The following is a 21,865-nucleotide window of genomic DNA, read 5'->3' as shown; positions in this document are numbered from 1 at the left end:
CGACTTCATGGACAGATTGTCACGTATCGAAACTTCCCCACTATGGCAACCGGTTCTGTGCTTGCCTACAATAAAACCATGAGCCAATCCAGCGATACCCAAAAAGCGCTTAATCAACTGCCAGCGGCCGCTCATCATGGGTCCCTCTCCGCAGCGCAGGGTATCGTCCACACCGTCAGGTAACAAAGCTTATGAGCATCGCGGAACGATTTGTCACCCGTTACAGCACGACCATGGGTGGAGTCATGCCCGGCAAAAAAACCTTTGCCCTGGCTCTCACGCTCGCACTCGCTGTGCCTGTATCGGCCAAGCTGGATACCGACAAGGTCTACCAGCCGGTGTCTCCAACGGTGGAGCAGGCCCGCGCCAACATATTGATTGCCCGCCAATTGCAGTTCACCCACTTCCGCGATTTGAGCATTAACGACTCGCTGTCTGGGGATGTGTTTGACGCTTATCTTGACTACCTGGATGGCCAGCGCGTCTACCTGACACAGAAAGACATCGACAAGCTCAGTGCGATTCGGCTTGGGCTCGGATCGGCGCTCAAAACCGGTCAACTGCAACCGGGTTTTGATATCTACAACCTGGTTCAGCAACGCATCATTGAACGCCTCGAGTTCGCTCTCGACCTGATCGACAACGGCATCGACAAGCTCGACTTCAGTGCCGACGAACGCATCCTGCTGGACCGCTCCGACGCCGATTGGGCCGCCGACAGGGAAGCACTGGACGACCTGTGGTTAAAAAGGATCAAGAACGCCGTTCTGGCACAACGCCTCAACGATTCCGATGACGAATCCATCAAGGAGGCTCTGCAGCGGCGCTATGAAGGCCAGTTGAAGCGCGCCTACCAGGCACGTAGCGAGGACGCGTTCCAGGCTTACATGAACGCCTTCGCGGGCATGTGGGACCCGCATACCTCCTACTTTTCACCGCGCACGTCCGAGAATTTCAATATCAACATGAGCCTGTCCCTCGAGGGCATCGGCGCAGTGCTGCAATCAGACAACGAATACACCAAGGTGGTTCGCCTGGTACCGGGTGGGCCTGCCTCAAAGCAAGGCCAGCTTGAGCCGGCAGACCGTATCGTGTCGGTCAAACAGGACGACGAGGAAAAGCCCGTCAACGTCATCGGCTGGCGCCTCGACGAGGTAGTGGATCTGATTCGCGGCCCCCGCGAATCCACGGTGACCCTGGAAGTCATTCCCGCCGATGCCCCGGATGAAACCGTCACTGAAACCATCGCCATTGAGCGGGACAAAGTGAAGCTGGAGGAACAAAGCGCCAGCAAGGAAGTCATCGAGTTCGAACGCGGCAATACCACTTACAGCATCGGCGTCATTAACATTCCCACCTTCTACGCCGACTTCAAGGCGATGCAGGATGGCGATCCCAACTACAAAAGCACCACCCGGGATGTTCGCAAACTGATCGACGAGTTGAAGGCAGATGGCGTCGATGGTGTGGTGATGGACCTCCGCAATAACGGCGGCGGCGCACTTCATGAAGCCAACGACCTGGTCGGCCTGTTCATCGAGGAAGGCCCCACGGTACAGATTCGCAACTCCAACAACGACGTACAGGTACTCAACGACGAGGACCCATCCGTTGCCTATGACGGGCCGCTGGTGGTGCTGGTCAACCGAATGAGTGCCTCCGCCTCGGAGATTTTTGCCGGTGCCATCCAGGATTATGGCCGGGGCCTTGTGGTTGGCTCCCAAACCTTCGGAAAAGGCACGGTACAGGCTGTTCGGCCGCTGAATCACGGCCAGCTGAAAATCACCCAGAGCAAGTTCTACCGGGTGTCCGGCGGCTCGACCCAGCACAAAGGCGTGATTCCGGACATTGAAATTCCGTCGCGCGTGGACAAGACCCGTATCGGCGAGGATGCGCTGGACCACGCCCTGCCCTGGGACCAGATTGAAGCCGTGCCACATGCGCGCTACTTCGACTTCAGCGGTGTTATCGATGAACTCCGGAAGCGCCACGACACCCGGTTTGAGGAAAACCCCGAGTTCAGCTTGCTGCAGAAGGAAATTGAATTCCTGAAGCAACAACGCGAACAGGAATACGTGAGCCTGAACCTTGAAAAGCGCAAGGAATATCAGTCACAGATTGAGAGCACCCGGTTGACCATCGCCAACGCACGCCGCGCCATACACGGTGAAGAAGCCTTCGAAAGCCTGGATGCGCTCGACGACTGGCAGGACGAGCAGGCGGCGGAACCAGACAGCGCAGACGACGAACTGGATTTCATTATCCGCGAAGGCGGTAACATCATGGCGGATATGCTTGAGCTGGATCAGCGCATGGCGTCCATCCTGGCCCCCAAGCAGATCACCGCCCAGGCGGATACGCTGAGCGGCAAGTCGGGCCAGTAAAGGGTTTCAGCTAAACAATCCCGCCATACCGGTCAGGTTCGGGGTGCTGACCACACCCTTCTCAGTGACGATGACGTCGATCAGACTGGCCGGCGTCACATCGAACACCGGGTTAAACGCCTTCACGCCAGCGGGGGCGATCTGAACGCCCCGAACCTGCCTGAGCTCCTCCCCCTCGCGTTCTTCAATCGGGATGTCCTTGCCCGACGCGAGGGCCATGTCCACCGTACTGGACGGTGCCACCACCATAAAACCGACTTTATGATGCCGGGCCAGGACCGCCAGGCTATAGGTGCCAATCTTGTTGGCCACATCACCGTTGGCCGTAATTCGGTCCGCGCCGACAATCACCCAACGCACATGACCCGCCGCAAGTATCGACGCCGCCGCCCCATCTGCGTTGAGCGTCACCGGAATCCCATCCCTTGCCAGTTCCCAGGCGGTCAATCGGCTACCCTGAAGCCACGGCCGGGTCTCATCGGCAAACACATCCTTCAACAGCTTTTTCTCATGCAGCCGCCGGATCACTCCCAGCGCTGTGCCGTAGCCGCCGGTGGCAAGCGCCCCGGTATTGCAGTGGGTCAGAACCGAAAACGGTTTGCTGGCATCCATATGGGCCAGTGCATAGTCCGCCATTGCCAGATTGGCGGACAGGTCGTCCTTATGGATTTGAACCGCCGTTTCGGAGAGGCGCTTTACCGCCTCCTCCAGGGAGTGACATTCTGAGAACACCTGCTCCATTTTCTGCAGCGCCCAGAACAGGTTCACCGCCGTTGGCCGGGAGGCCGCCAGTTCGCGAATGGCCTGCTTGATCTCCGCTTTCCAGTCACCGCCACCAGCGTGCCGGGCTGCAAGGGCAACACCGTACGCGGCGCTGATTCCGATCGCCGGCGCCCCACGCACCACCATATTGCGGATACTCTGAGCCACCCCGGCGGAGCCCTCCAGCGTGATCCAGTGTTCCTGGTCCGGCAGCAGCCGCTGATCCAACAATTCAAGACTTCCGCCATGCCAGCGAATGGCTACGGTGCCGATAGCACGGTCACCAGATGAAACAGGGGCGCGACTCATTCATTAACTCCTGAGGGTTACAAAACGGCAGTATACCTGTGTTAATACGGTAAACTCAGCCCCCAGGGTAGTTCTCAACCGGGCCGGTCGCTATACTTTCGGGCTACATTTCAAGACAGCGTGGCTCCGTTCCAGGCTGCACGTACAAAGGTAGGGTTAATGACGGCAGACACCATTACCGCAGCGGACATTCGCATCAACGCACGCTGGCTGATTCCCATCGAGCCCGCCGATGTGGTTCTGGAACATCAGGCGGTTCTCGTCCAGGGTGACAGGATTGCCGCCATCGTATCGCAGGACGAAGCGGATGCCCGCTTCCGTGCCAAGGAAGTGATCGACCTTCCCAGCCATGTGGTGCTGCCCGGCCTCATCAATATGCACGGCCACGCCGCCATGTCACTGTTCCGTGGCTTGGCCGATGACCTGCCCCTGATGACCTGGCTTAACGACCATATCTGGCCTGCCGAAGGCGCGTTTGTCAGCGAAGCATTCATTGCCGATGGCACCCAGCTTGCCATGGCGGAAATGCTGCGCACCGGTACCACCACGTTTTCCGATATGTACTTCTTCCCGGAAATCGTTGCCCAGCTTGCGCACGACGCCGGCATGCGCGCACAGATCTGCTTTCCGCTGCTGGACTTCCCCACACCCTGGGGGAGCGGGCCGGATGAATACCTGTCCAAAGGCGAAGCATTCATAAAACAGTGGCAGGACAACGCCTTCATCATGCCGGCCATTGGCCCCCATGCGCCCTACACCGTATCCGACGAGCCACTGAGAAAAGCCGTAGCGCTATCGGAGGCGACGGGTGCCCCGATCCAGATTCACCTGCATGAAACCGCCTTCGAAGTTGCGGACGCCATGGAAAAGTCCGGCAAGCGCCCTACTGCCCGCCTGGCGGAGCTGAAAGTACTCGGGACCAACACCCAGTGCGTGCACATGACGCAGATTGATGAGTCAGACATAGCGCTGCTCCAGGCGACCGGTGCCCACGTTATCCACTGCCCGGAATCCAACCTGAAACTGGCCAGCGGCCTGAGCCCGGTGCAAACATTCCGCAAGGCCGGCGTCAATGTCGCCATTGGCACGGATGGCGCGGCCAGTAACAATGACCTGGACCTGTTCGGCGAGCTTAACACCGCCGCCATGCTGGCCAAGGTGGTCGCAGACGACGCCTCGGCACTGTCCGCCCACGAGGCACTGGCTATGGCGACCATCCAGGGCGCCAGAGCTCTTGGGCGCGATCATGAGTTGGGATCGTTGGCCGCTGGCAAACTGGCGGACATTATCGCCGTGAATCTCGGCGACCCGTTCCTGCAGCCAGTGTATGATCCTGCCTCCCATCTGGTTTACAGCAACCATGGCCGCCAGGTAAGCCATAGCTGGATCAACGGCGTACCCCAGGTGCAGGAAGGCAAACTCACCCGCATTGACGTCCCGGACCTGATGCTACGCGTCCAGGGCTGGGCCGACCGTATTCGCGAACAGCAAACCAGTTGACGCTCACACTCTCAGCGACCAGGCAGAACGGCACATGAGTAACCACAACGTAGACCAGAACGAAATCGCCAAGTTCGAGGCACTGGCCAGCCGCTGGTGGGACCCCACTAGCGAATTCCGGCCTCTGCACGACATCAATCCCTTGCGACTCAACTACATCGATGAACGCGCGCCCCTGGCCGGTAAGCGGGCGCTGGATGTCGGTTGCGGCGGTGGCCTGCTCTCCGAGGGCATGGCACTGCGCGGTGCCCATGTCACCGGCATTGATATGGGAGAAGCACCGCTATCCGTCGCCAGACTCCATGGTATGGAAAGCGGCATTGAGGTGGACTACCGTCAGATCACTGTGGAAGAGCTGGCGCAAGACCCGGAACATGCGGGCCAATACGACCTGGTGACTTGCCTGGAGATGCTTGAGCATGTGCCCGACCCGGCGTCGGTGATCAGTGCCTGCGCCACCATGCTCAAACCGGGCGGGCATCTGTTCGTGTCTACCATCAACCGCAATCCAAAATCCTTCCTGTTCGCCATCGTCGGCGCGGAATATATGCTCCGCCTGCTGCCCAAGGGCACCCATGAGTGGCGCAAGTTTATCCGGCCGTCCGAGATGTCCGACCATCTCCGCCACGCTGGCCTGGACATCCGCGACCTGACCGGCATGACCTATAATCCGATTACCAAAGCCTACCGCTTGGGGCGGGATGTGGACGTGAACTACATGATGCACGCCATGGACACACGAGAGGACAGTACGCCGTCGTGAACGCCACACCCCCAGAGTCAGCCATGCCAGCAACCCCGTCGACCGTCCTGTTTGACCTGGACGGTACCTTGATCGATACCGCACCGGACTTTATTCGTTGCCTGAATGAGCTGCGACTCTCTCACGGTTTACCAGGCCTGCCCGCACCGCATATACGGCGCTCTGTCTCCAACGGGGCCCGGGCCATGATCAAGATTGGCTTCGGGCTCGACCCGGACCATCCCGACTACCTGGAAAAACACACCGCGTTTCTCGACCTTTACGAGGCCGGCGTCGCCGTGGAAACCACTCTGTTCGAGGGCATGGACAACCTGCTGAAAAGCCTCGAAGCACGGGGTATCCCCTGGGGTATTGTCACCAACAAGCCGGTTCGCTTCGCCGTTCCGCTGGTGGAAGCCCTGGGACTTGCAAACCGCTGTGCAGCGGTGGTCTGCCCCGACCATGTCACCCACCGCAAGCCGCATCCAGAAGCTCTGTTTCTTGCCTGCAAGGAAGTGGGCGTCGAACCGACAACGGGCGTATACGTGGGCGACCATGAGCGCGATATCGAGGCCGGGCGCAACGCCGGGATGACAACCATTGCGGTTCGGTACGGTTATATCGAGCAGCCGGAAACCGTTGACCTGTGGCAAGCCGACCTTATTGCGGACACCGTCAGCGACCTGGCAAAACTGTTACAATAGGCGCCGATGGCAGCACTATTTCAGCATTTCCCAAATGGAGACTCAGAATGCAGGACTATCAAGCACCGGCCGACCTACTGAAAGAACGCATCATCATGGTGACCGGTGCCGGCAGCGGGATAGGAAGGGCTGCAGCAAAGGCCTATGCGGCTCACGGCGCTACCGTCATTCTCGTCGGCCGCACCGTCTCCAAACTGGAATCCGTCTACGATGAGATCGAAGCGGCCGGTCATCCCAAACCAGCCATCGTACCGCTGAATTTTGAAGGCGCCGCGGTGAAGGAGTATGAAGAGCTGGCCATGACCATTGAAGACAACTTCGACCGGATCGACGGGCTTCTCCACAACGCAGCCATTCTGGGCACTCGCAGCCCGATCGAACTGTACGATCCGGAAATCTGGAACAAGGTCATGCATGTCAATGCCACCGCGCCTTTCCTGCTGAGCCGGGCGATGATTCCGTTACTGCGCAAATCCGACGATGCGTCGGTGATTTTCACCGCCTCCGGCGTCGGACGCCGGGCCAAACCCTACTGGGGCGCCTACGCCGTTTCCAAATTCGCCATCGAAGGCCTGAGCCAGATGCTGGCAGAGGAGCTGGATGACGACCGCCACAACGTCCGCGTGAACAGTCTTAACCCCGGCGCCACCCGTACCAATATGAGAGCCACCGCGTACCCGGCTGAGAACCCGGACCAGAATCCAGCACCGGAGGAATTGATGCCGGTGTATCTGTACCTGATGGGTAAGGACAGCCACGACGTGAATGGCCAACAAATAGACGCACAGCCGAAATAATGGAACTGATTTTCTACACCACGTCCCAATGCCACTTGTGCGAACTGGCGGAAGCCCTATTGGTCAGAACGCCCATGCCGGAGCCGGTGCCCGTGGACGCCGTGGACATTGCCCAGTCCGAAAAACTGGTTGAACGCTATGGCACCCGGATTCCGGTGTTGCGCCGTAACGATACCGGTGAAGAACTGGACTGGCCGTTCACCAGTGACCAGTTAATGAATTTTCTTCGATGAGGACAGCCCGACATGTTGATGGTGATATCCCCCGCCAAGACACTGGACTACGAGAGCCCGCTGGCGACCCAAAAGACAACCCAGCTGGACTTTCTCGACGATGCCTGTGAACTGATAGACCAGCTTAAAGACCTGGAACCCCATGACATCAGCAACCTGATGGGGATCAGCGACAAGCTCGGTCAGCTCAATGCTGAACGCTTTCGCACCTGGCACACCCCCTTCACACCAGATAACGCCCGCCAGGCGGTGCTTGCCTTCAAGGGCGATGTTTACACCGGCCTGGATGCGGAAAGCTTCAGTGAGAAAGAATTCGAGATTGCCCAGAAGCGGCTGAGAATTCTGTCCGGCCTCTACGGTGTGCTCAAGCCGCTGGACCTGATGCAACCCTATCGTCTGGAGATGGGTACCAAGTTCGAGAACCGCCGGGGCAAAGATCTGTACGCTTTCTGGGGCAGCAAGGTCACCGATGAGCTTAACCGCTTGTTGAAGGCTGATGATGGCGTGCTGGTAAACCTGGCCTCTAACGAATACTTCAAGAGCGTTCGCAAAAAGGACCTTGAAGGTCGCCTGGTTACACCGCAGTTCAAGGACTGGAAAAACGGCCAGTACAAGATGATCAGTTTTTACGCCAAAAAGGCCCGGGGCCTGATGTGTCGCTACGCCATCCAGAACAACATCACCCAGGCCAGTGACCTGAAAGGCTTTGACCTGGAAGGTTACCGGTTCAGCGAAGAGCAGTCCGATGCGGACAGCTGGGTATTCCTACGGGATAAGCCGTAAACCGTTCACTGAATCCGGAGACATTAATGAGTGAAGCCGTTTTTTCCCAGCTCGCCATGCTGGTCTTTCTCACAGGCCTGATCGTCTGGATGGGATTCATCGTGTGGGATCTGGCCAAAAAGTCCCAGGCCGGGCGGTTTGGCACCATCATTTTGTTCACCATACTCGGTGCTGGCGTGGTGGGGTTCATCATCAAGACCGTGATGGTGGAGATTATGAAGCTCTAGCGACCCAAGATGAGGTTTTCAGCATTGTCACTTTACGGCCACGGACCCGTGGCCGTATCATCCCCACCCTTTTCAGACTCTCACCATCATCGAATAACCAACAAGGATCCGGACCATGTGGTTTCGTAATGCCCGCGTATTCCGTTTTACCAAGCCATTCGAGATAACCGCTGAAGCCCTGGAAGAAAAGCTCCAGGCAGACGCCTTCAAGCCCTGTGGTCCCCAGGAAACCTCACGCCAGGGCTGGGTATCGCCTATGGGCAAGCACAGTGACCTGCTGGTCCACAGTGCCGGCGGTTGCCATCTGATCGCCCTGCGCAAGGAAGAGAAGCTGCTGCCCGCCTCCGTTATCAAGGAACTGGTGGACGAGAAGGCTGAAATGATTGAAGCGGAACAACACCGAAAGGTGCGGCGCAAGGAAAAGGACGAACTGAAAGAAGAAGTGACGCTGGAAATGCTGCCCCGGGCATTTTCCAAGAACCGTCGCTGCTACGCCTATCTGGCACCGGCAGACGGCGTACTGGTTGTTGACGCGGGCTCCTCCAAACAGGCGGAAGATCTCGCCTCAACGCTTCGCAAAAGCCTGGGTTCCCTGCCCGTTCGCCCGCCAGCCGTGGAGCAGGCACCCGCCTTCACCTTCACCGGCTGGTTGAACGAGTCCATCGATCTACCCGCGAGCATCGAGCTGGGCACGGAGTGCGAACTGAAAGACACATCCGAAGACGGTGGCGTGGTGCGCTGCAAAGGCCTGGATCTTCAGGGTGATGAAATCCGCAGTCATCTGGACGCCGGCATGCAGGTGACCAAGCTGTCTGTCACCTGGGACGACAACCTGTCGTTCGTGCTGGACGAGGAACTGGGCATCCGTCGCCTGAAATTCGGCGACACCCTGCAGGAAAAGCTGGACGATGTGGATGCGGATGACGCCGCAGCACGCTTCGACGCCGCATTTTCACTGATGACCCTGGAACTGGCCAGGCTGATTCCTGGCCTGCTGGAAGCCCTGGGCGGCGAAGACCGTTCCGCGATTGTGGAAGAAAGCTGAACCTGGATATTCAGTGGGACGTCTGTTCCAGGCGCTCCCGCTGCCAGTCCTTCTCCGGCTCGTTCAGTACCAGCGTCAGGTCCATCACTTCCTCTTCCGTGTTGTAGTGGATCTCGAAGCCCAGATGCTCAGCCAGTTGCAGCATCGGACGATTGTCCGGTAACACATCACCCACCATCTCCACCGTGCCCTTGGCACGGCAATAGTCGATCATCTTCTGCATCAGGGCCACACCCAGTCCCTCGCCTTTCATCCTGTCGTGCACCATCACCGCGAACTCACAGCGCAGGTTGTCGGCATCGGTCCAGGTTCGCACCGTTCCCAGGGTCTCCTCCCCCTCGCCGTCCTCCCTTGGCGCGTTGGCAATAAAGACCATTTCCCGGTCGTAGTCGATCTGCACCATCTGGGCCACGTCTTCACGGGAGAAGTGCTTGCGGTACTGGAAAAAACGGTAACGGATGGACTCCGGGGACTGGAGTTCATGAAACGCACGGTGTGCCGGTTCGTCTTCCGCCAGCACCGGGCGAATGATCACACGGCGCCCGGACTTTGGCAGCACGATCCACTCCTCCAGCTCCCTGGGGTACGGCTGGATAATCGGCCGCCCCGGCTTGTCCGCCAGGTCGATCGCCACGTTCACCGCAACCGTGCCCTGGTCGTTGAACAACAGCGGTGAGATCTCCAGCCCGCGAATCTCCGGAATATCGATCACAATCTGGGACAGAGTCACCAGGGTTTCCGAGACCGCGCGAATGTCCTCCTCGGGCTTCAGGCTGTATTCTTTCAGCAACTTATACATGTAAGTACGCCGCAATAGCTCCCTGGCCAGCACCATATTCAACGGCGGCAACGCAATCTGTCGATCCGTCATTACGTTGATATGCGCCCCCGAGGCGCCGCAGACTACCAGCGGCCCAAACAACTTGTCCCGGGTGATCCCCACACTGAACTCGATGCCACCGACGTGCTGGTAGGAACGTTGCACCGCAAAACCCAGAAAACCGCTGTCAGGGTAATGTTTCTGGTATTCGTCCATCAGGAAGCGACAGGAATCCATAATCGCCCCCTCACTGTTCAGTTTCTGAACCGTGCCCTTGTAACGGCGCTGTCCGGGGCTGAGCTCCACAAGCGGATGACAGGCCTGTTCATGGATCAGCGTGATGTCCACCGGACGACGCTCCACGGCGAAGACCTCCAGCACTTCCTCCATATCGTCGCAATACATGGTCTCGACGGCATTAATGCCGTAATTCCGGATCACGTCGCGGGCTTCCTGGTTGGACAGATGCGCCCGACCGGAGCGAATGGCATTCACGACGATACGCCGTGTTTGGGTATGGTCGGCCAGGTGGTCGGTAAAGGACTCCGGCGTTTCGGTCAGCAACCGTTGCACGCGTTGGTGTCGCACGTGCTGCATGAACGCCATAACGGCCTTCTCAGGGTTGAAGAACGACGGTAAGCCCGCCCGATAAAACTCATCGCGGGCATCCAGCACCGTACTTTGCCCCAACCAGCAGGTGAAGACGTTCAAGCGCGTGCCCTTGGTAGCCTGAACCACCGCATCGGCAATCCGCAGGCTGTCCTCGGTCAGGCTGGGCGCGTACATCACGAGAACGTTGGCCACTTCCGGGTCTTTGGCAAGAATCTTGATTGCTTTGGCGTAGAGCTCCGGTGAGGCGGCGTAACCGAGGTCGATAGGATTCTTTCGGGTCCAGTACGGTGGCAGCAGTTCCGCCAGTGAATCGATCGACTTGCCCGACAGCTTTGCCAGTTCACCACCCAGATACGCCAACCGGTCTACCGCCAGTACCCCAGGGCCAACGCCGTTGGCCATAATGGCCAGTGTTTCCCGCCGCAGGGGACGCATTCGTGTCAGCGTTTCCAGCGCATCAAACATCTGCCCCAACCCATCCACTCGCAGCACACCAGCACGCTGCAACATGGCATCGTATATGGGGTCACTCTGGGTCAGCCCTGCGGGCAGCTCGTGGGGGAACCATTCCGATTCCGGCACACGGCCGCTTTTCACGGCAATCACCGGCTTGGTGCGGGAAGCCACACGTACGGCGGACATGAAGCGGCGTGGATTGGGAATATTCTCAATGTGCAGCAATATTGCTCGGGTCTGGCTGTCCTGGGCCAGATAATCAATCAGGTCGTCGTGATCGATATCCATCCCATCGCCCAGTGTCAGGAAGTAAGAGAAACCCACACCCCGGGCGAACGCCCAGTCGATTACCGAACTGGCGATGGTGCCGGACTGGCCCACGAACGCCACCTTACCGGGAATGGCGCCCATGTGGGCGTAGGTGGCGTTCAGGCTGCGGGCTGGCACCATCAGCCCAATAGTATTGGGGCCAAGCACGCGTATGCCGGTCTCCCGCGCAGCATCGCGAACCGAATACATTAATGGCTGACCGGTTTTACTGTGGCTCCTGGACATGCCACCTGTCATCACAATAGCCGTGCGGACGCCTGCCTCGCCCAGTCGCTTGATCATCTTCGGCACGGTATCCGGAGGGGTACAGATAATCGCCAGATCGGGGCTAAACCCCATGCGGGATACTTTCTTGACGCAGGGTACGCCGTGGACGTTGTCGTAATCGTTCTGGTTGACCACCATCAACTGGCCGGGATAACCACCACCGAGTAGGTTCCGCAGAACCATGCCACCGAGGTTGTCTGCCCGTTCCGAGGCGCCGATCACCACAATAGAAGACGGGTTGAAAAGGCTTTCCAGATAACGGGTGCTCAAGTTTCACTCCTTGATTCGAGTCGACCGGGCGTGTGTACACCTTATCTTAGGCGCTTGCCTGACGATGTAAAACGGCTATCTCCGCCATAAGACCAAAGAAACGCAGAAAGCCCGGTCTATCCCTGATAATATTGGACAAAATACAAGCACAACCAGAGTGTTCGGGACCAGTATGACAACGGGATTCTTCTCTCACGACGACTGCATGAAACACAATATGGGGGCGGAGCACCCTGAGTGCCCCGAGCGACTGGCAGCCATCACCAGTTACCTGGCCGACACCGGCCTGGGGCAAGATCTCGACTGGGTGCGACCTGACGAAGCCACCCGGGACCAGTTGCAGACCGTGCACCCCGAACGCTATCTGAACCAACTTGATCTGATGCAGCCCACCAGGGGACGGGTGTATACCGACCCCGATACCGCCATGATGCCGGACACCCTGAGAGCCGCCCGACTTGCCGCTGGCGCCAGCATTGAAGCAGTCGATATGGTGCTCAGCAGCCAGCTTACCAACGCGTTTGTGTGCGCCAGGCCACCCGGGCACCATGCCGAACGCAGTAAATCAATGGGTTTCTGTTTCTACAACAACATCGCGCTGGCCGCCATGCGGGCGTTGAACTTTCACCAGTTAGAGCGGGTAGCGATTATTGATTTCGACGTACACCAGGGCAACGGCACGGTGGATATCGTGGGCGGTGATGAACGCATCCTGATGTGTTCCAGTTTCCAGCATCCGTTCTACCCGCATTCCCACGTGCATCGCCAGGCAGAAAACATCATCAATACGCCCATCCAGGCAGGCACTCCGGCAGACGAGTACCGGAAGATCGTGGAAGCAGCGTGGCTGAAACGGCTGCAGGACTTCCGCCCGCAACTGGTGCTAGTCTCCGCCGGCTTTGACGGCCACCGACTGGACCCAATGGCGGAGCTGAACCTGGAAGTAGAGGATTACCGCTGGTTGACGGAAATGATCACCAGCGTGGCCAGCGACCATGCCAACGACCGTATTATCTCGACCCTGGAGGGTGGCTATCATTTGAGGGCGCTGGCCGAGAGTGTCAACGCTCACCTTGAGGTACTCAACGCCATCCACTGAGATTGCCGCACGCAATGTCAGGTATTTGGCGTTGCAGCCTCGTAGCCATTGGCTTGCTGCAGGTCCGGCCGTTCGCCTTCCCGCTGAAGGCGAATTGTGGTGCGCCTGTTGTCTGCCGCGCGGCGTGATACCGGGTACTGGTCCGCATGGGCCCTGGTGGTCACGAGATCAGCATCAATGCCCTGCCCGATCAGGTAATCCGCCACCGCATTGGCCCGCTCTTCGGACAACGCGCGATTGTCGATACGGCTACCGCTGCTGTCGGTATGCCCATCCACGAACACCCTTTCCACCGTGGAATCTGCCTGGATGTAAATCACAATGTTGTCGAGAAACCGACGGTCAGCTTCAGACAGGCTGGTGCTGCCTGACGCAAAGGAAATGCGGGACCGCTTGATCTGATCGTAGTTGACCGGCAACAGGCCAGCGGTGCAGCTTCGATAACCGGAGAACTGGCCCGCAAAGTTAATGTTGGACACTTTCACCCGAACCGGGCTGCCGTCGTACCAGGACTCACGCGTAACCGTTGGGTCCATCCCCTCCAGCAGGCTCTGGACAAGCACCATGGCCAGACGTGACTCAAGCATCAGCGGCCGACGACTGTCGTCTACGTTAACCCGACCAAGGGGACGGGGGGCGGTTCCCGGGCGCCAGGACGGCGCTTCCATCACCAACTGAGCCTGACCAGGACGCATAAGCGGCGTTTCCGACTCCAGAAAGAAGGACAGCGACTCACCCGCCTTGTGGCGGAATACGGCACGGCCGTAGCCCGGAACCTGATGCACTAAAGTACACTCGAATACGGACTCCGACAGGTACCACTGGCTGTTCTCGATACCCGCGCCAAAGGTGGCGGCCTGCACCGAAACAGAGCCTGCCGTCAGTGCACCAATCGCACTGGAAACCACTGCACCACGCAGGAAGGCGGAAATTCGTGCCATACCATCCATCCGTCAGAAAAGATTCACTACCCTCGTAACGGCCGAAGTCAGTCTTTCTTTAGGACGCCCGCCAAAACAATCGCTGTCGGCTTCTGATATAATTTCGCCAGATTTTTTCTTTCAGGGGTTCACGTTTGACGGGCCCCAGCAGATCCCGGAACCGTAAATGACCGAACAACTGATCATCACCCGTCCTGACGACTGGCACCTCCACGTGCGGGACGGCGACATTCTCAAAGACGTCGTACCCGCCACCGCCCGTTGCTTTGGCCGCGCCATCATCATGCCAAACCTGGCGCCACCGGTGACGGAGGCAGAACAGGCCATGGCTTACCGTAGCAGGATACTGGCCGCAGCCGGCGACACCGGGTTCGACCCGCTGATGACGCTGTACCTCACAGAAACCACTACGCCTGCACAAATCAGGGATGCCAAGGCTGCGGGCGTGGTTGCCGCCAAACTGTATCCGGCTGGCGCCACCACCAACTCCGCATCCGGTGTGACCGACATCCGCAACATCTATCCGGTACTGGAGGCCATGAGTGACTGCGGCATGCTGTTGCTGGTCCACGGCGAAGTCACCGATGCAGAGATCGACATCTTCGACCGGGAGAAAATCTTCCTCAAGCGCGTACTGGCGCCGACCATGGAGGCGTTTCCGAATTTACGGGTGGTTCTGGAGCACATCACCACCGCCGATTCGGCTGAATTCGTATGTGACCATGACGGTGACAATCTGGGCGCCACCATCACGCCGCAACATCTGATGTACAACCGCAACCACATGCTGGTCGGCGGCATTCGCCCTCACCTGTATTGTCTGCCCATCCTCAAACGCAACCGGCACCAACAGGCGTTAAGGGATGCAGTGGTCAGCGGAGACCGCCGCTTCTTCCTGGGAACGGATTCTGCGCCGCACTCGAAAGACAAGAAAGAAACCGCCTGTGGCTGCGCCGGCTGCTATTCAGCGTTCAGCGCCATGCCCCTGTATGCGGAGATTTTCGAAGACCTGGGCGTGCTGGACAAATTGGAAGCCTTTGCCAGCTTTAATGGCGCCGATTTCTATGGCCTACCCAGAAACAGCGATACCATCACGCTGGTGAAAGAATCCTGGGAGATGCCCGACGAACTGCCCCTGGCTGACGGTACCATCGTGCCTTTGAAGGCCGGCGAAAGCCTGAGATGGCGGCTTGTCTGAACATCAGCCGACCAACCGTTCCCTGTTAATCGTTCCTTATCAATCATTTGTTTACCAGGCCGGCAACCCTGGCCAGAGACTCCAGGAGTTTAAGTGACTGAAGAACATAAAGAACCGCATCCCATGTCCCGCCGCTTCCGTGGTTTCCTGCCGGTTGTGGTGGATGTGGAAACCGGCGGCTTCAATCCTGAGAAGGACGCCCTGCTGGAGATCGCTGCGGTCATACTGACAATGGATGAGGACGGCTGGTTGAAGCGGGCTGAAACCCACGTTCAGCAGATCGACCCATTCGAGGGCGCCAACCTGGAGCAGTCTGCGCTGGATTTCACCGGTATCGACCCGTGGAACCCGGAGCGGGAAGCCGTTCCGGAACGAGAAGGCATGAGCGAAATTTTCGGACCCATCCGCAAGGCGGTCAAAGCCCACGATTGCAAACGAGCCGTGCTCGTTGGCCACAACGCAACCTTCGACCACAACTTTGTGTTCGCCGCTGCCCTGCGTTCAGACATCCGCCGCAACCCGTTTCATCCGTTTTCCACCTTCGACACGGCAACGCTAGCTGGCCTGGCCTACGGCCATACCGTACTGGCGCAAGCCTGCAAGCTGGCGGGCATTCCGTTCAGCAACAAGGAAGCGCACTCGGCCGCCTATGACGCAGAGAAAACCGCAGATCTGTTCTGTGGCATCGTCAATCGCTGGCGCGAAATCGGTGGTTTCCCACCGCCGCCCATACCGGACGACACAGAAGAGGCGCCTTGATAGACAGCCACAAAAAACCCCGCGCGAAGCGGGGTTTTTTTGATCTCCAAGGGCAATACTACCAGTAAATACCCCGCATGATCGCCGCAAAGGCCACCTGCTCGGAGGACACCTTCGGCTTCTCGCCGGAACGGCTGCCGGCAGCGGCCGGAGAGTCCGGGAACATGCGGTAACCCGTGTTCATCACGATCTCGCCCATCTTCGGCGCCAGCGCCTGCATGACCTGGGCAAAAATGCCCAGACGCGTGGCGATGCGCTTGGGACGGTACACGATGGCGTCTGCCACCATTTCCGCCGCTTCGTCCGGTGTCAGCGTGGGCACCGAGTCGTAGATTTTGGTGGGCGCGATCATCGGCGTTTTCACCAACGGCATGTTGATGGTGGTGAAGGTCACGTTGCGATCCGACCACTCCGCCGCCGCACAACGGCTGAAGGTATCCAGCGCTGACTTAGACGCGACGTAGGCTGAGAAACGGGGCGCGTTGGTCAACACACCGATGGATGAGATATTGACCACGTGGCCGCGACGACGCTCCAACATAGCCGGAGCAAAACCCATGATCAGGCGAACGGAGCCGAAGTAGTTCAGCTGCATGGTACGCTCGAAATCGTGGAAACGGTCGAACGAGAGCGCCAGTGAGCGACGGATGGAACGGCCTGCGTTATTGACCAATACGTCCACATGGCCGTGATTGTCCAGCACCGTTTTCACGAACCGGTCGCAGTCATCCATGTCGGCAAAGTCACATTGGTAGGCATGAACGTTGCCGCCACGGGCTTCCAGTTCAGCAGCCACTTCCATCAGGCGCTCTTTCTTGCGCGCGCCAATCACCAGGATAGCGCCGGCATCCGCCAGCTTTTCGGCTGTCGCCAGACCGATACCGGAGGTACCACCGGTGATCACACAGACCTTTCCTTCCACGGTGCCACGCAGGGTGCGGTCCTTGAACAGGTCGGGGTCCAGGTTACGCTCCCAGAAGTCCCACAGAACCGCTGCATAGCTTTCCAGGCGCGGCACGACGATACCCGTGTCCTTGAGGACTCTTTCTGTCTCACGGGCGTCAAACCGTGTGGGATAATTGATAAACGACAACACCGAAGGCGGAATGCCCATGTCGTCCAGCAATGCGGTAGTCAGACGCTTAACGGGCGGCAGATTCTTCAGGCTCTGGCGGATAAACGGCGGCACAAACCCGAACATGCGCGAGTCGATCCGCATCGCCATACGGGGAGCATGACCGGCTTCGGAGAAAATATTGAGAATCTCGCCCACTTTGTACGGATCAGAATCCACCAGGTGGAAGCAGTTACCGTCCTCGCCTTTCAGGTGCGCGATGTGGTCCATGGCGTTCACCACGAAATCCACCGGCACGATGTTCAGGCGCCCGCCCTCGATGCCGATCGTCGGCACCCACTGGGGCAGTGCGTGGCGGATCTTCTGGATCATCTTGAAGAAGTAATAGGGCCCGTCGACCTTGTCCATCTCACCGGTCTTTGAGTGGCCAACCACCATACCAGGGCGGTAAATCCGGAACGGAACGGTGCAACTCTCGCGAACCACCTTTTCAGATTCGTGCTTGGTCAGCAGGTAGGGATGGTCGAGCTTTTCCGCCTCCTCGAACATGTCCTCGCGGAAGGTGCCCTTGAACAGGCCAGCCGCCGCGATGGAGGAAACATGGTGGAAGCAACCGGCTTCCATAGCGGCTGCCGCATTGACGGCACTGTGGGTGCCCTCGATGTTCGTGGCCTGCTGGGACTTTTCGTCCGCCCCCATGTCATACACTGCAGCAAGGTGGAAGAAATGATCAATGTTACCCTTGAGCGATTTCATCGTCTTGGCATCGATGCCCAGGTTCGGGCTGGTAAGGTCGCCGATCACTGCTTTCACCCTGGACTCATCCGCGCCCCAGCGCTCCCTCAACGTGTCCAGTTTTTCCTGTGATTGCTCGCGCACCAGTACATGCACTGTGCCACCGCGAGCCAGCAGTTTTTCAACGAGAAAACGGCCGATAAATCCGGTGCCACCCGTCAGAAAGTAATTCATTGATAGTCCACCCTGCTTGTTGCTCAGTTGTTGTCTTTTTCCTTTGTTGTCATCGACAGTATTAGACCAAAGTCTTATACCGCCGAAGCACGCCGGCATTGTACTTAATTGCAACACTCATGTATCGAACTTTTTTAGAGTATTTACTCTGTAAGTTCTTGTTTTAATTAGAGCGTTTACTCTAGTTCATGCATGCAATACACGCCGGAACCTTTTCGGTTTACCGGTACGCTGAAATTGAGACTAGCACAAGGTGGGCAGGCTGCCCGCAAATCCTTACCATTACCGGAAGGAAATGAAACCTGACGGTTGCGGTGACATAATCGGAACCTTCAACGGCAGTTTCTGTCTCTATACTCTCTACACACTCTCTACATTTCCCGCACTTCGGAACCCGGAACATGCACAAAGACGATCCCAACGCTGAACGCTACATTGCCATTGCACGTGCCTGCCTGAAGGCCATCAACGACACAGCCGCCGACGCCGGCACACGGGAACAGAAAATCCAGGCGGTGTATCAGGCCATTGACCACGCCTTCCAGGCCGAATTCGCGGATTATCGCCAGTCCGTTGCGGTGATGGGGACAGTTCTTGAGCGCATCGCCTCTGGCCAACTCGATGCCGATGCAGCCGCCAGCCTGGCGAAGAAAACCCTGGATCAACAACCGGAAAGTACCCGTAACGCCCTGATTCATTAACGTTTCAACGCAAAGAGAGACTGTATGCACCCTGGCATCCATGGATTTGCCCAAGGTTTCCTTGGCCTGAAGCAAGGATTTCTCCTGGCGCTGGTATTGGCCTTCAGTTCGGTTGCCCTGGCGAGCCAGTCGCCCACAAAAAGCCCGAATGACGCCAACCTGTACCGTTATGTGCAGTTGGACAACCAACTTCGGGTGCTTCTGATTTCCGCGCCGGGCTCCGACAAAGCCGCAGCATCCATGAACGTTGCCGTCGGCAGTGGCGATGACCCCGCCAACCGCGAAGGCCTCTCTCATTTCCTTGAACACATGCTGTTCCTGGGCACGGAAAAATACCCTGACCCTGGCGAGTACCAGCAGTTCATCAAAAGCCATGGTGGCAGTCACAACGCATTCACCGCATTCCAGGACACCAACTACTTCTTCGACGTACAGGCCGAGCATCTGAAGGAAGCCCTGGATCGCTTCGCCGAGCAATTTTCAGCACCGCTGTTCACGCCAGAACTGGTGGATCGCGAACGCCGCGCCGTGCACTCGGAGTACAGCTCGAAACAGAAAGACGACAGCCGTCGCTTCTACTCCGTAAAAAAGGCCGTCAGCAATCCCGACCACGCGTTCCACCAGTTTGCCGTCGGTAACCTGACCACCCTGGAAAACACCGAAGAGCGCCCCTTGCGCCCGGACCTGATCGACTTCTGGAAAGCCCATTACTCGTCCAACCTGATGACGCTTGCCGTCTACGGCCCACAATCGCTGGATCAGCTCGAGGCCATGGTACGAGGCCGCTTCGACCGCATCGAAAACCGCAACCTGAACGCGAAGGTCCACGACGAGCAACTGTTCAGCCCAGGCACCCTGCCCGCCCGCGTGCATGCGGATGCGCTGAAGGATATCCGCAACCTGACGCTCACCTTCCCCATCCTGTCTCAGGAAGACCACTACCGCGACAAGCCGGCCAACTACGTTGCCAGCCTGCTTGGCCACGAAGGCCCGGGCAGCCTGTTTGACGTTCTTAAGAAGGCTGGCCTGGTGGAAAGCCTGTCCGCAGGTAGCGGCATGGATACCGGCCAGGAAGCCACCCTGGAACTGAACATGGCGCTGACCCCGGAGGGCCTTGAAAATCAGGAAACCATTCTGGAACTGACCTTTGCCTACATCGACAAGGTGCGCGAGGAAGGCATTTCCCGCACTCGTTTCGAAGAAATGAAACAACTGGCACAGATCGATTTCCGTTTCCGTGAGAAGAGCCAACCGGTACAAGAAGTGATGCATCTGTCGCGACAGATGCGGCATGTGGCGCCAGAGGACGTACTCCAGGCGCCATGGATGATGGAAAGCTATGCACCCGATAAATACCGGAACATTCTGAACCGGCTTACTCCGGATAACGTGCTGGTGTCCGTCCTGGAAACAGAACCGAACCTTGAAGACCCCAACCTGACCCAGTGGTACGACGCCGCCTGGAAACTGAAGCCCCTCGCCATCCGGGACATTCGGCAACGGGACGACAACCCCATGGTGTCCATGCTGGCCCTGCCGCTCGAAAACCCTTTTATTCCCGAAGAACTCGACATGATCGACGGCGCAACCATGGAGCAGCCCGTTTCCATGGGGACCGTCAGTGGCATGGAGGTTTGGTACGCCCGGGACACCCGGTTTGAGACGCCCAAGGCCAATGTGTACCTAAGCCTGCGAACCCCGGCGACACGGGCATCCGCTCGCAGCAATGTGCTGTCGTCGCTGTTGGTGGATGCCATCAACACCAACGTTAACGCATGGGCCTATCCCGCCCAGCTGGCGGGACTCGACTACAGCATCTACCCCCACCTTCGGGGCATAACCGTCCGCGTCGGCGGTTACAGTGACAAACTCCACACCCTGATGGCCCGCATCCTGACCCAGGTAGCGGACCCCACACTCACCGAGCAACGCTTCCGCATTGCCCGGCAAAACATGATCGATGGACTGCTAAACAAGGCCAAAGAACGGCCTGTGCAGCAGACCTCTGAACGCATTCAAAGCCTGCTTATCGAGGGCGCCTGGAGTACAGAGGAGAAGCTCAAGGCCGCCCGGGAAGTCACGCTGGATGAACTCAAATCCTTCGCCGAGGCGTTCCTGGCCCAGGTTGATCCGGTAATGCTGGCACACGGCAACATGACGCAAGCGTCCGCCCTTAACCTCACCAATCGTATCCATGCCATGGTACTGGACGACAGTGAGCTGACAACGGTCGAGCGCAGCCGAGTTCGCGCCTTACCGGAAGGTGAAACCATGTTACCGCTGGAGGTAGACCATCCGGACACCGGCTACAGCCTCTATGTGCAGGGCGATAACACCAGCTTTGAAGAACGCGCCGTGTTCCGCCTGCTGGGGCAGATTATCAGCAGCCCGTTCTATGAAGAGCTCCGCACCAATCGCCAGCTTGGCTATATCGTTTACGCTACCCCCTTCGAAATGCTGGAGACCCCGGCACTGGGCTTCGTGGTGCAATCCCCGGAAGCCAGTGGCGACCAGATCGACCAAGCGGTGCGGGAATTTTCCAAGGCTTTCAAGGACACGTTATCCAACCTCTCGGAGCAGGATCTGGCGCGAGAGAAACAGGCTGTCATCAGCCAGTTGATGGAACAGGATCGGCAACTTGGTGAGATTTCGGAGCGTTACTGGCGTGAAATCGACCGCGGCGCGACCGACTTCAAATCAAGGGAGAAACTGGCCAAGGCGATACAACGCGTGAGCCGGGAAGCCCTGGTTAATACTTTGCAAAAGCAGGTCATTGACCGTAAACAGGCACTGCAGGTGTTCACTACAGCCGAGGCAAAAAACAACGCCAGCGCGGTTGAGCTGTTGCTGCAACGCAGTGCTGTTCCCGACGCCTGATCAGC

General features: G+C 58.2%; 18 protein-coding genes. 14 read left to right on the top strand and 4 right to left on the bottom strand.

The genetic code is table 11. The features are described 5' to 3' along the window. Positions 1-191 precede the first annotated feature (191 nt). On the top strand, positions 192-2,384 hold the full coding sequence (locus AAGD24_RS08315) for a carboxy terminal-processing peptidase (protein ID WP_379867077.1): 2,193 nt from the start codon (positions 192-194) through the stop codon (positions 2,382-2,384). A 6-nt stretch (positions 2,385-2,390) separates the two neighbouring features. Here AAGD24_RS08315 and mtnA read toward each other — a convergent pair whose 3' ends face one another. Next, positions 2,391-3,455 (bottom strand): S-methyl-5-thioribose-1-phosphate isomerase, encoded by a 1,065-nt coding sequence (gene mtnA / locus AAGD24_RS08310; RefSeq protein WP_075194582.1) that lies wholly within the window; start codon positions 3,453-3,455, stop codon positions 2,391-2,393. Positions 3,456-3,614: 159 nt separating this feature from the next. On the opposite strand from mtnA, the gene AAGD24_RS08305 reads away from it, so the two are divergent. The 8 genes from AAGD24_RS08305 (at position 3,615) to rdgC (ending at position 9,486) form a co-directional block, all read left to right on the top strand. Then, positions 3,615-4,955, top strand: coding sequence for a TRZ/ATZ family hydrolase (locus tag AAGD24_RS08305; RefSeq protein WP_379867075.1), 1,341 nt, complete (start codon positions 3,615-3,617; stop codon positions 4,953-4,955). 34 nt (positions 4,956-4,989) lie between these two features. Then, on the top strand, positions 4,990-5,718 hold the full coding sequence (ubiG, locus tag AAGD24_RS08300) for a bifunctional 2-polyprenyl-6-hydroxyphenol methylase/3-demethylubiquinol 3-O-methyltransferase UbiG (RefSeq protein ID WP_036206458.1): 729 nt from the start codon (positions 4,990-4,992) through the stop codon (positions 5,716-5,718). Positions 5,719-5,741: 23 nt separating this feature from the next. Then, positions 5,742-6,401 (top strand): HAD-IA family hydrolase, encoded by a 660-nt coding sequence (locus AAGD24_RS08295; RefSeq protein ID WP_036206455.1) that lies wholly within the window; start codon positions 5,742-5,744, stop codon positions 6,399-6,401. 47 nt (positions 6,402-6,448) lie between these two features. Beyond that, positions 6,449-7,198 (top strand): YciK family oxidoreductase, encoded by a 750-nt coding sequence (locus AAGD24_RS08290; RefSeq protein ID WP_036206452.1) that lies wholly within the window; start codon positions 6,449-6,451, stop codon positions 7,196-7,198. Then, a complete protein-coding gene (locus AAGD24_RS08285; RefSeq protein WP_007151668.1) occupies positions 7,198-7,431 on the top strand; it encodes a glutaredoxin family protein in 234 nt (77 codons plus the stop codon). The genes AAGD24_RS08290 and AAGD24_RS08285 overlap by 1 nt, the downstream gene beginning before the upstream one ends. Before the next feature lie 12 nt (positions 7,432-7,443). Beyond that, complete coding sequence (gene yaaA / locus AAGD24_RS08280; RefSeq protein ID WP_379867072.1) at positions 7,444-8,214, top strand: peroxide stress protein YaaA; 771 nt, start codon at positions 7,444-7,446, stop codon at positions 8,212-8,214. Between the two features lie 26 nt (positions 8,215-8,240). Continuing rightward, entirely contained in the window at positions 8,241-8,441 is a 201-nt protein-coding gene (locus AAGD24_RS08275) for a DUF2788 domain-containing protein (protein WP_199480788.1), read from the top strand. A 115-nt stretch (positions 8,442-8,556) separates the two neighbouring features. Beyond that, positions 8,557-9,486, top strand: coding sequence for a recombination-associated protein RdgC (gene rdgC / locus AAGD24_RS08270; protein ID WP_379867070.1), 930 nt, complete (start codon positions 8,557-8,559; stop codon positions 9,484-9,486). Positions 9,487-9,496: 10 nt separating this feature from the next. On the opposite strand, the gene AAGD24_RS08265 is transcribed toward rdgC, so the two are convergent. Further along, positions 9,497-12,241: a GNAT family N-acetyltransferase gene (locus AAGD24_RS08265; protein ID WP_379867068.1), complete on the bottom strand. Its 2,745-nt coding sequence runs from the start codon at positions 12,239-12,241 to the stop codon at positions 9,497-9,499. A gap of 172 nt (positions 12,242-12,413) precedes the next feature. Between AAGD24_RS08265 and AAGD24_RS08260 the strand changes: the two genes are divergently transcribed. Next, a complete protein-coding gene (locus AAGD24_RS08260) occupies positions 12,414-13,340 on the top strand; it encodes a histone deacetylase family protein (RefSeq protein ID WP_036206435.1) in 927 nt (308 codons plus the stop codon). Between the two features lie 17 nt (positions 13,341-13,357). Here AAGD24_RS08260 and AAGD24_RS08255 read toward each other — a convergent pair whose 3' ends face one another. Then, positions 13,358-14,281 carry an OmpA family protein gene (locus tag AAGD24_RS08255; protein ID WP_036206432.1) on the bottom strand — a complete coding sequence of 308 codons (924 nt, stop codon included), beginning with the start codon at positions 14,279-14,281 and terminating at the stop codon, positions 13,358-13,360. Positions 14,282-14,447: 166 nt separating this feature from the next. Between AAGD24_RS08255 and pyrC the strand changes: the two genes are divergently transcribed. Both pyrC and rnt read left to right on the top strand, forming a co-directional pair. Further along, positions 14,448-15,479 (top strand): dihydroorotase, encoded by a 1,032-nt coding sequence (gene pyrC, locus AAGD24_RS08250; RefSeq protein ID WP_379867066.1) that lies wholly within the window; start codon positions 14,448-14,450, stop codon positions 15,477-15,479. A gap of 123 nt (positions 15,480-15,602) precedes the next feature. Then, positions 15,603-16,238, top strand: coding sequence for a ribonuclease T (rnt, locus tag AAGD24_RS08245; protein WP_036206941.1), 636 nt, complete (start codon positions 15,603-15,605; stop codon positions 16,236-16,238). 58 nt (positions 16,239-16,296) lie between these two features. Here the strand turns inward: rnt and AAGD24_RS08240 are convergent, their stop codons facing one another. Continuing rightward, positions 16,297-18,282 (bottom strand): SDR family oxidoreductase, encoded by a 1,986-nt coding sequence (locus AAGD24_RS08240; protein ID WP_036206426.1) that lies wholly within the window; start codon positions 18,280-18,282, stop codon positions 16,297-16,299. A gap of 401 nt (positions 18,283-18,683) precedes the next feature. Between AAGD24_RS08240 and AAGD24_RS08235 the strand changes: the two genes are divergently transcribed. Beyond that, positions 18,684-18,983, top strand: coding sequence for a hypothetical protein (locus AAGD24_RS08235; RefSeq protein WP_007151678.1), 300 nt, complete (start codon positions 18,684-18,686; stop codon positions 18,981-18,983). Positions 18,984-19,007: 24 nt separating this feature from the next. Then, positions 19,008-21,860 carry an insulinase family protein gene (locus AAGD24_RS08230; RefSeq protein ID WP_379867064.1) on the top strand — a complete coding sequence of 951 codons (2,853 nt, stop codon included), beginning with the start codon at positions 19,008-19,010 and terminating at the stop codon, positions 21,858-21,860. Positions 21,861-21,865: the final 5 nt, after the last annotated feature.

This window comes from Marinobacter sp. M5B, from assembly GCF_042604615.1.
Taxonomy (GTDB): domain Bacteria; phylum Pseudomonadota; class Gammaproteobacteria; order Pseudomonadales; family Oleiphilaceae; genus Marinobacter; species Marinobacter salarius.
This window is presented reverse-complemented; position numbering and strand designations above follow the sequence as displayed.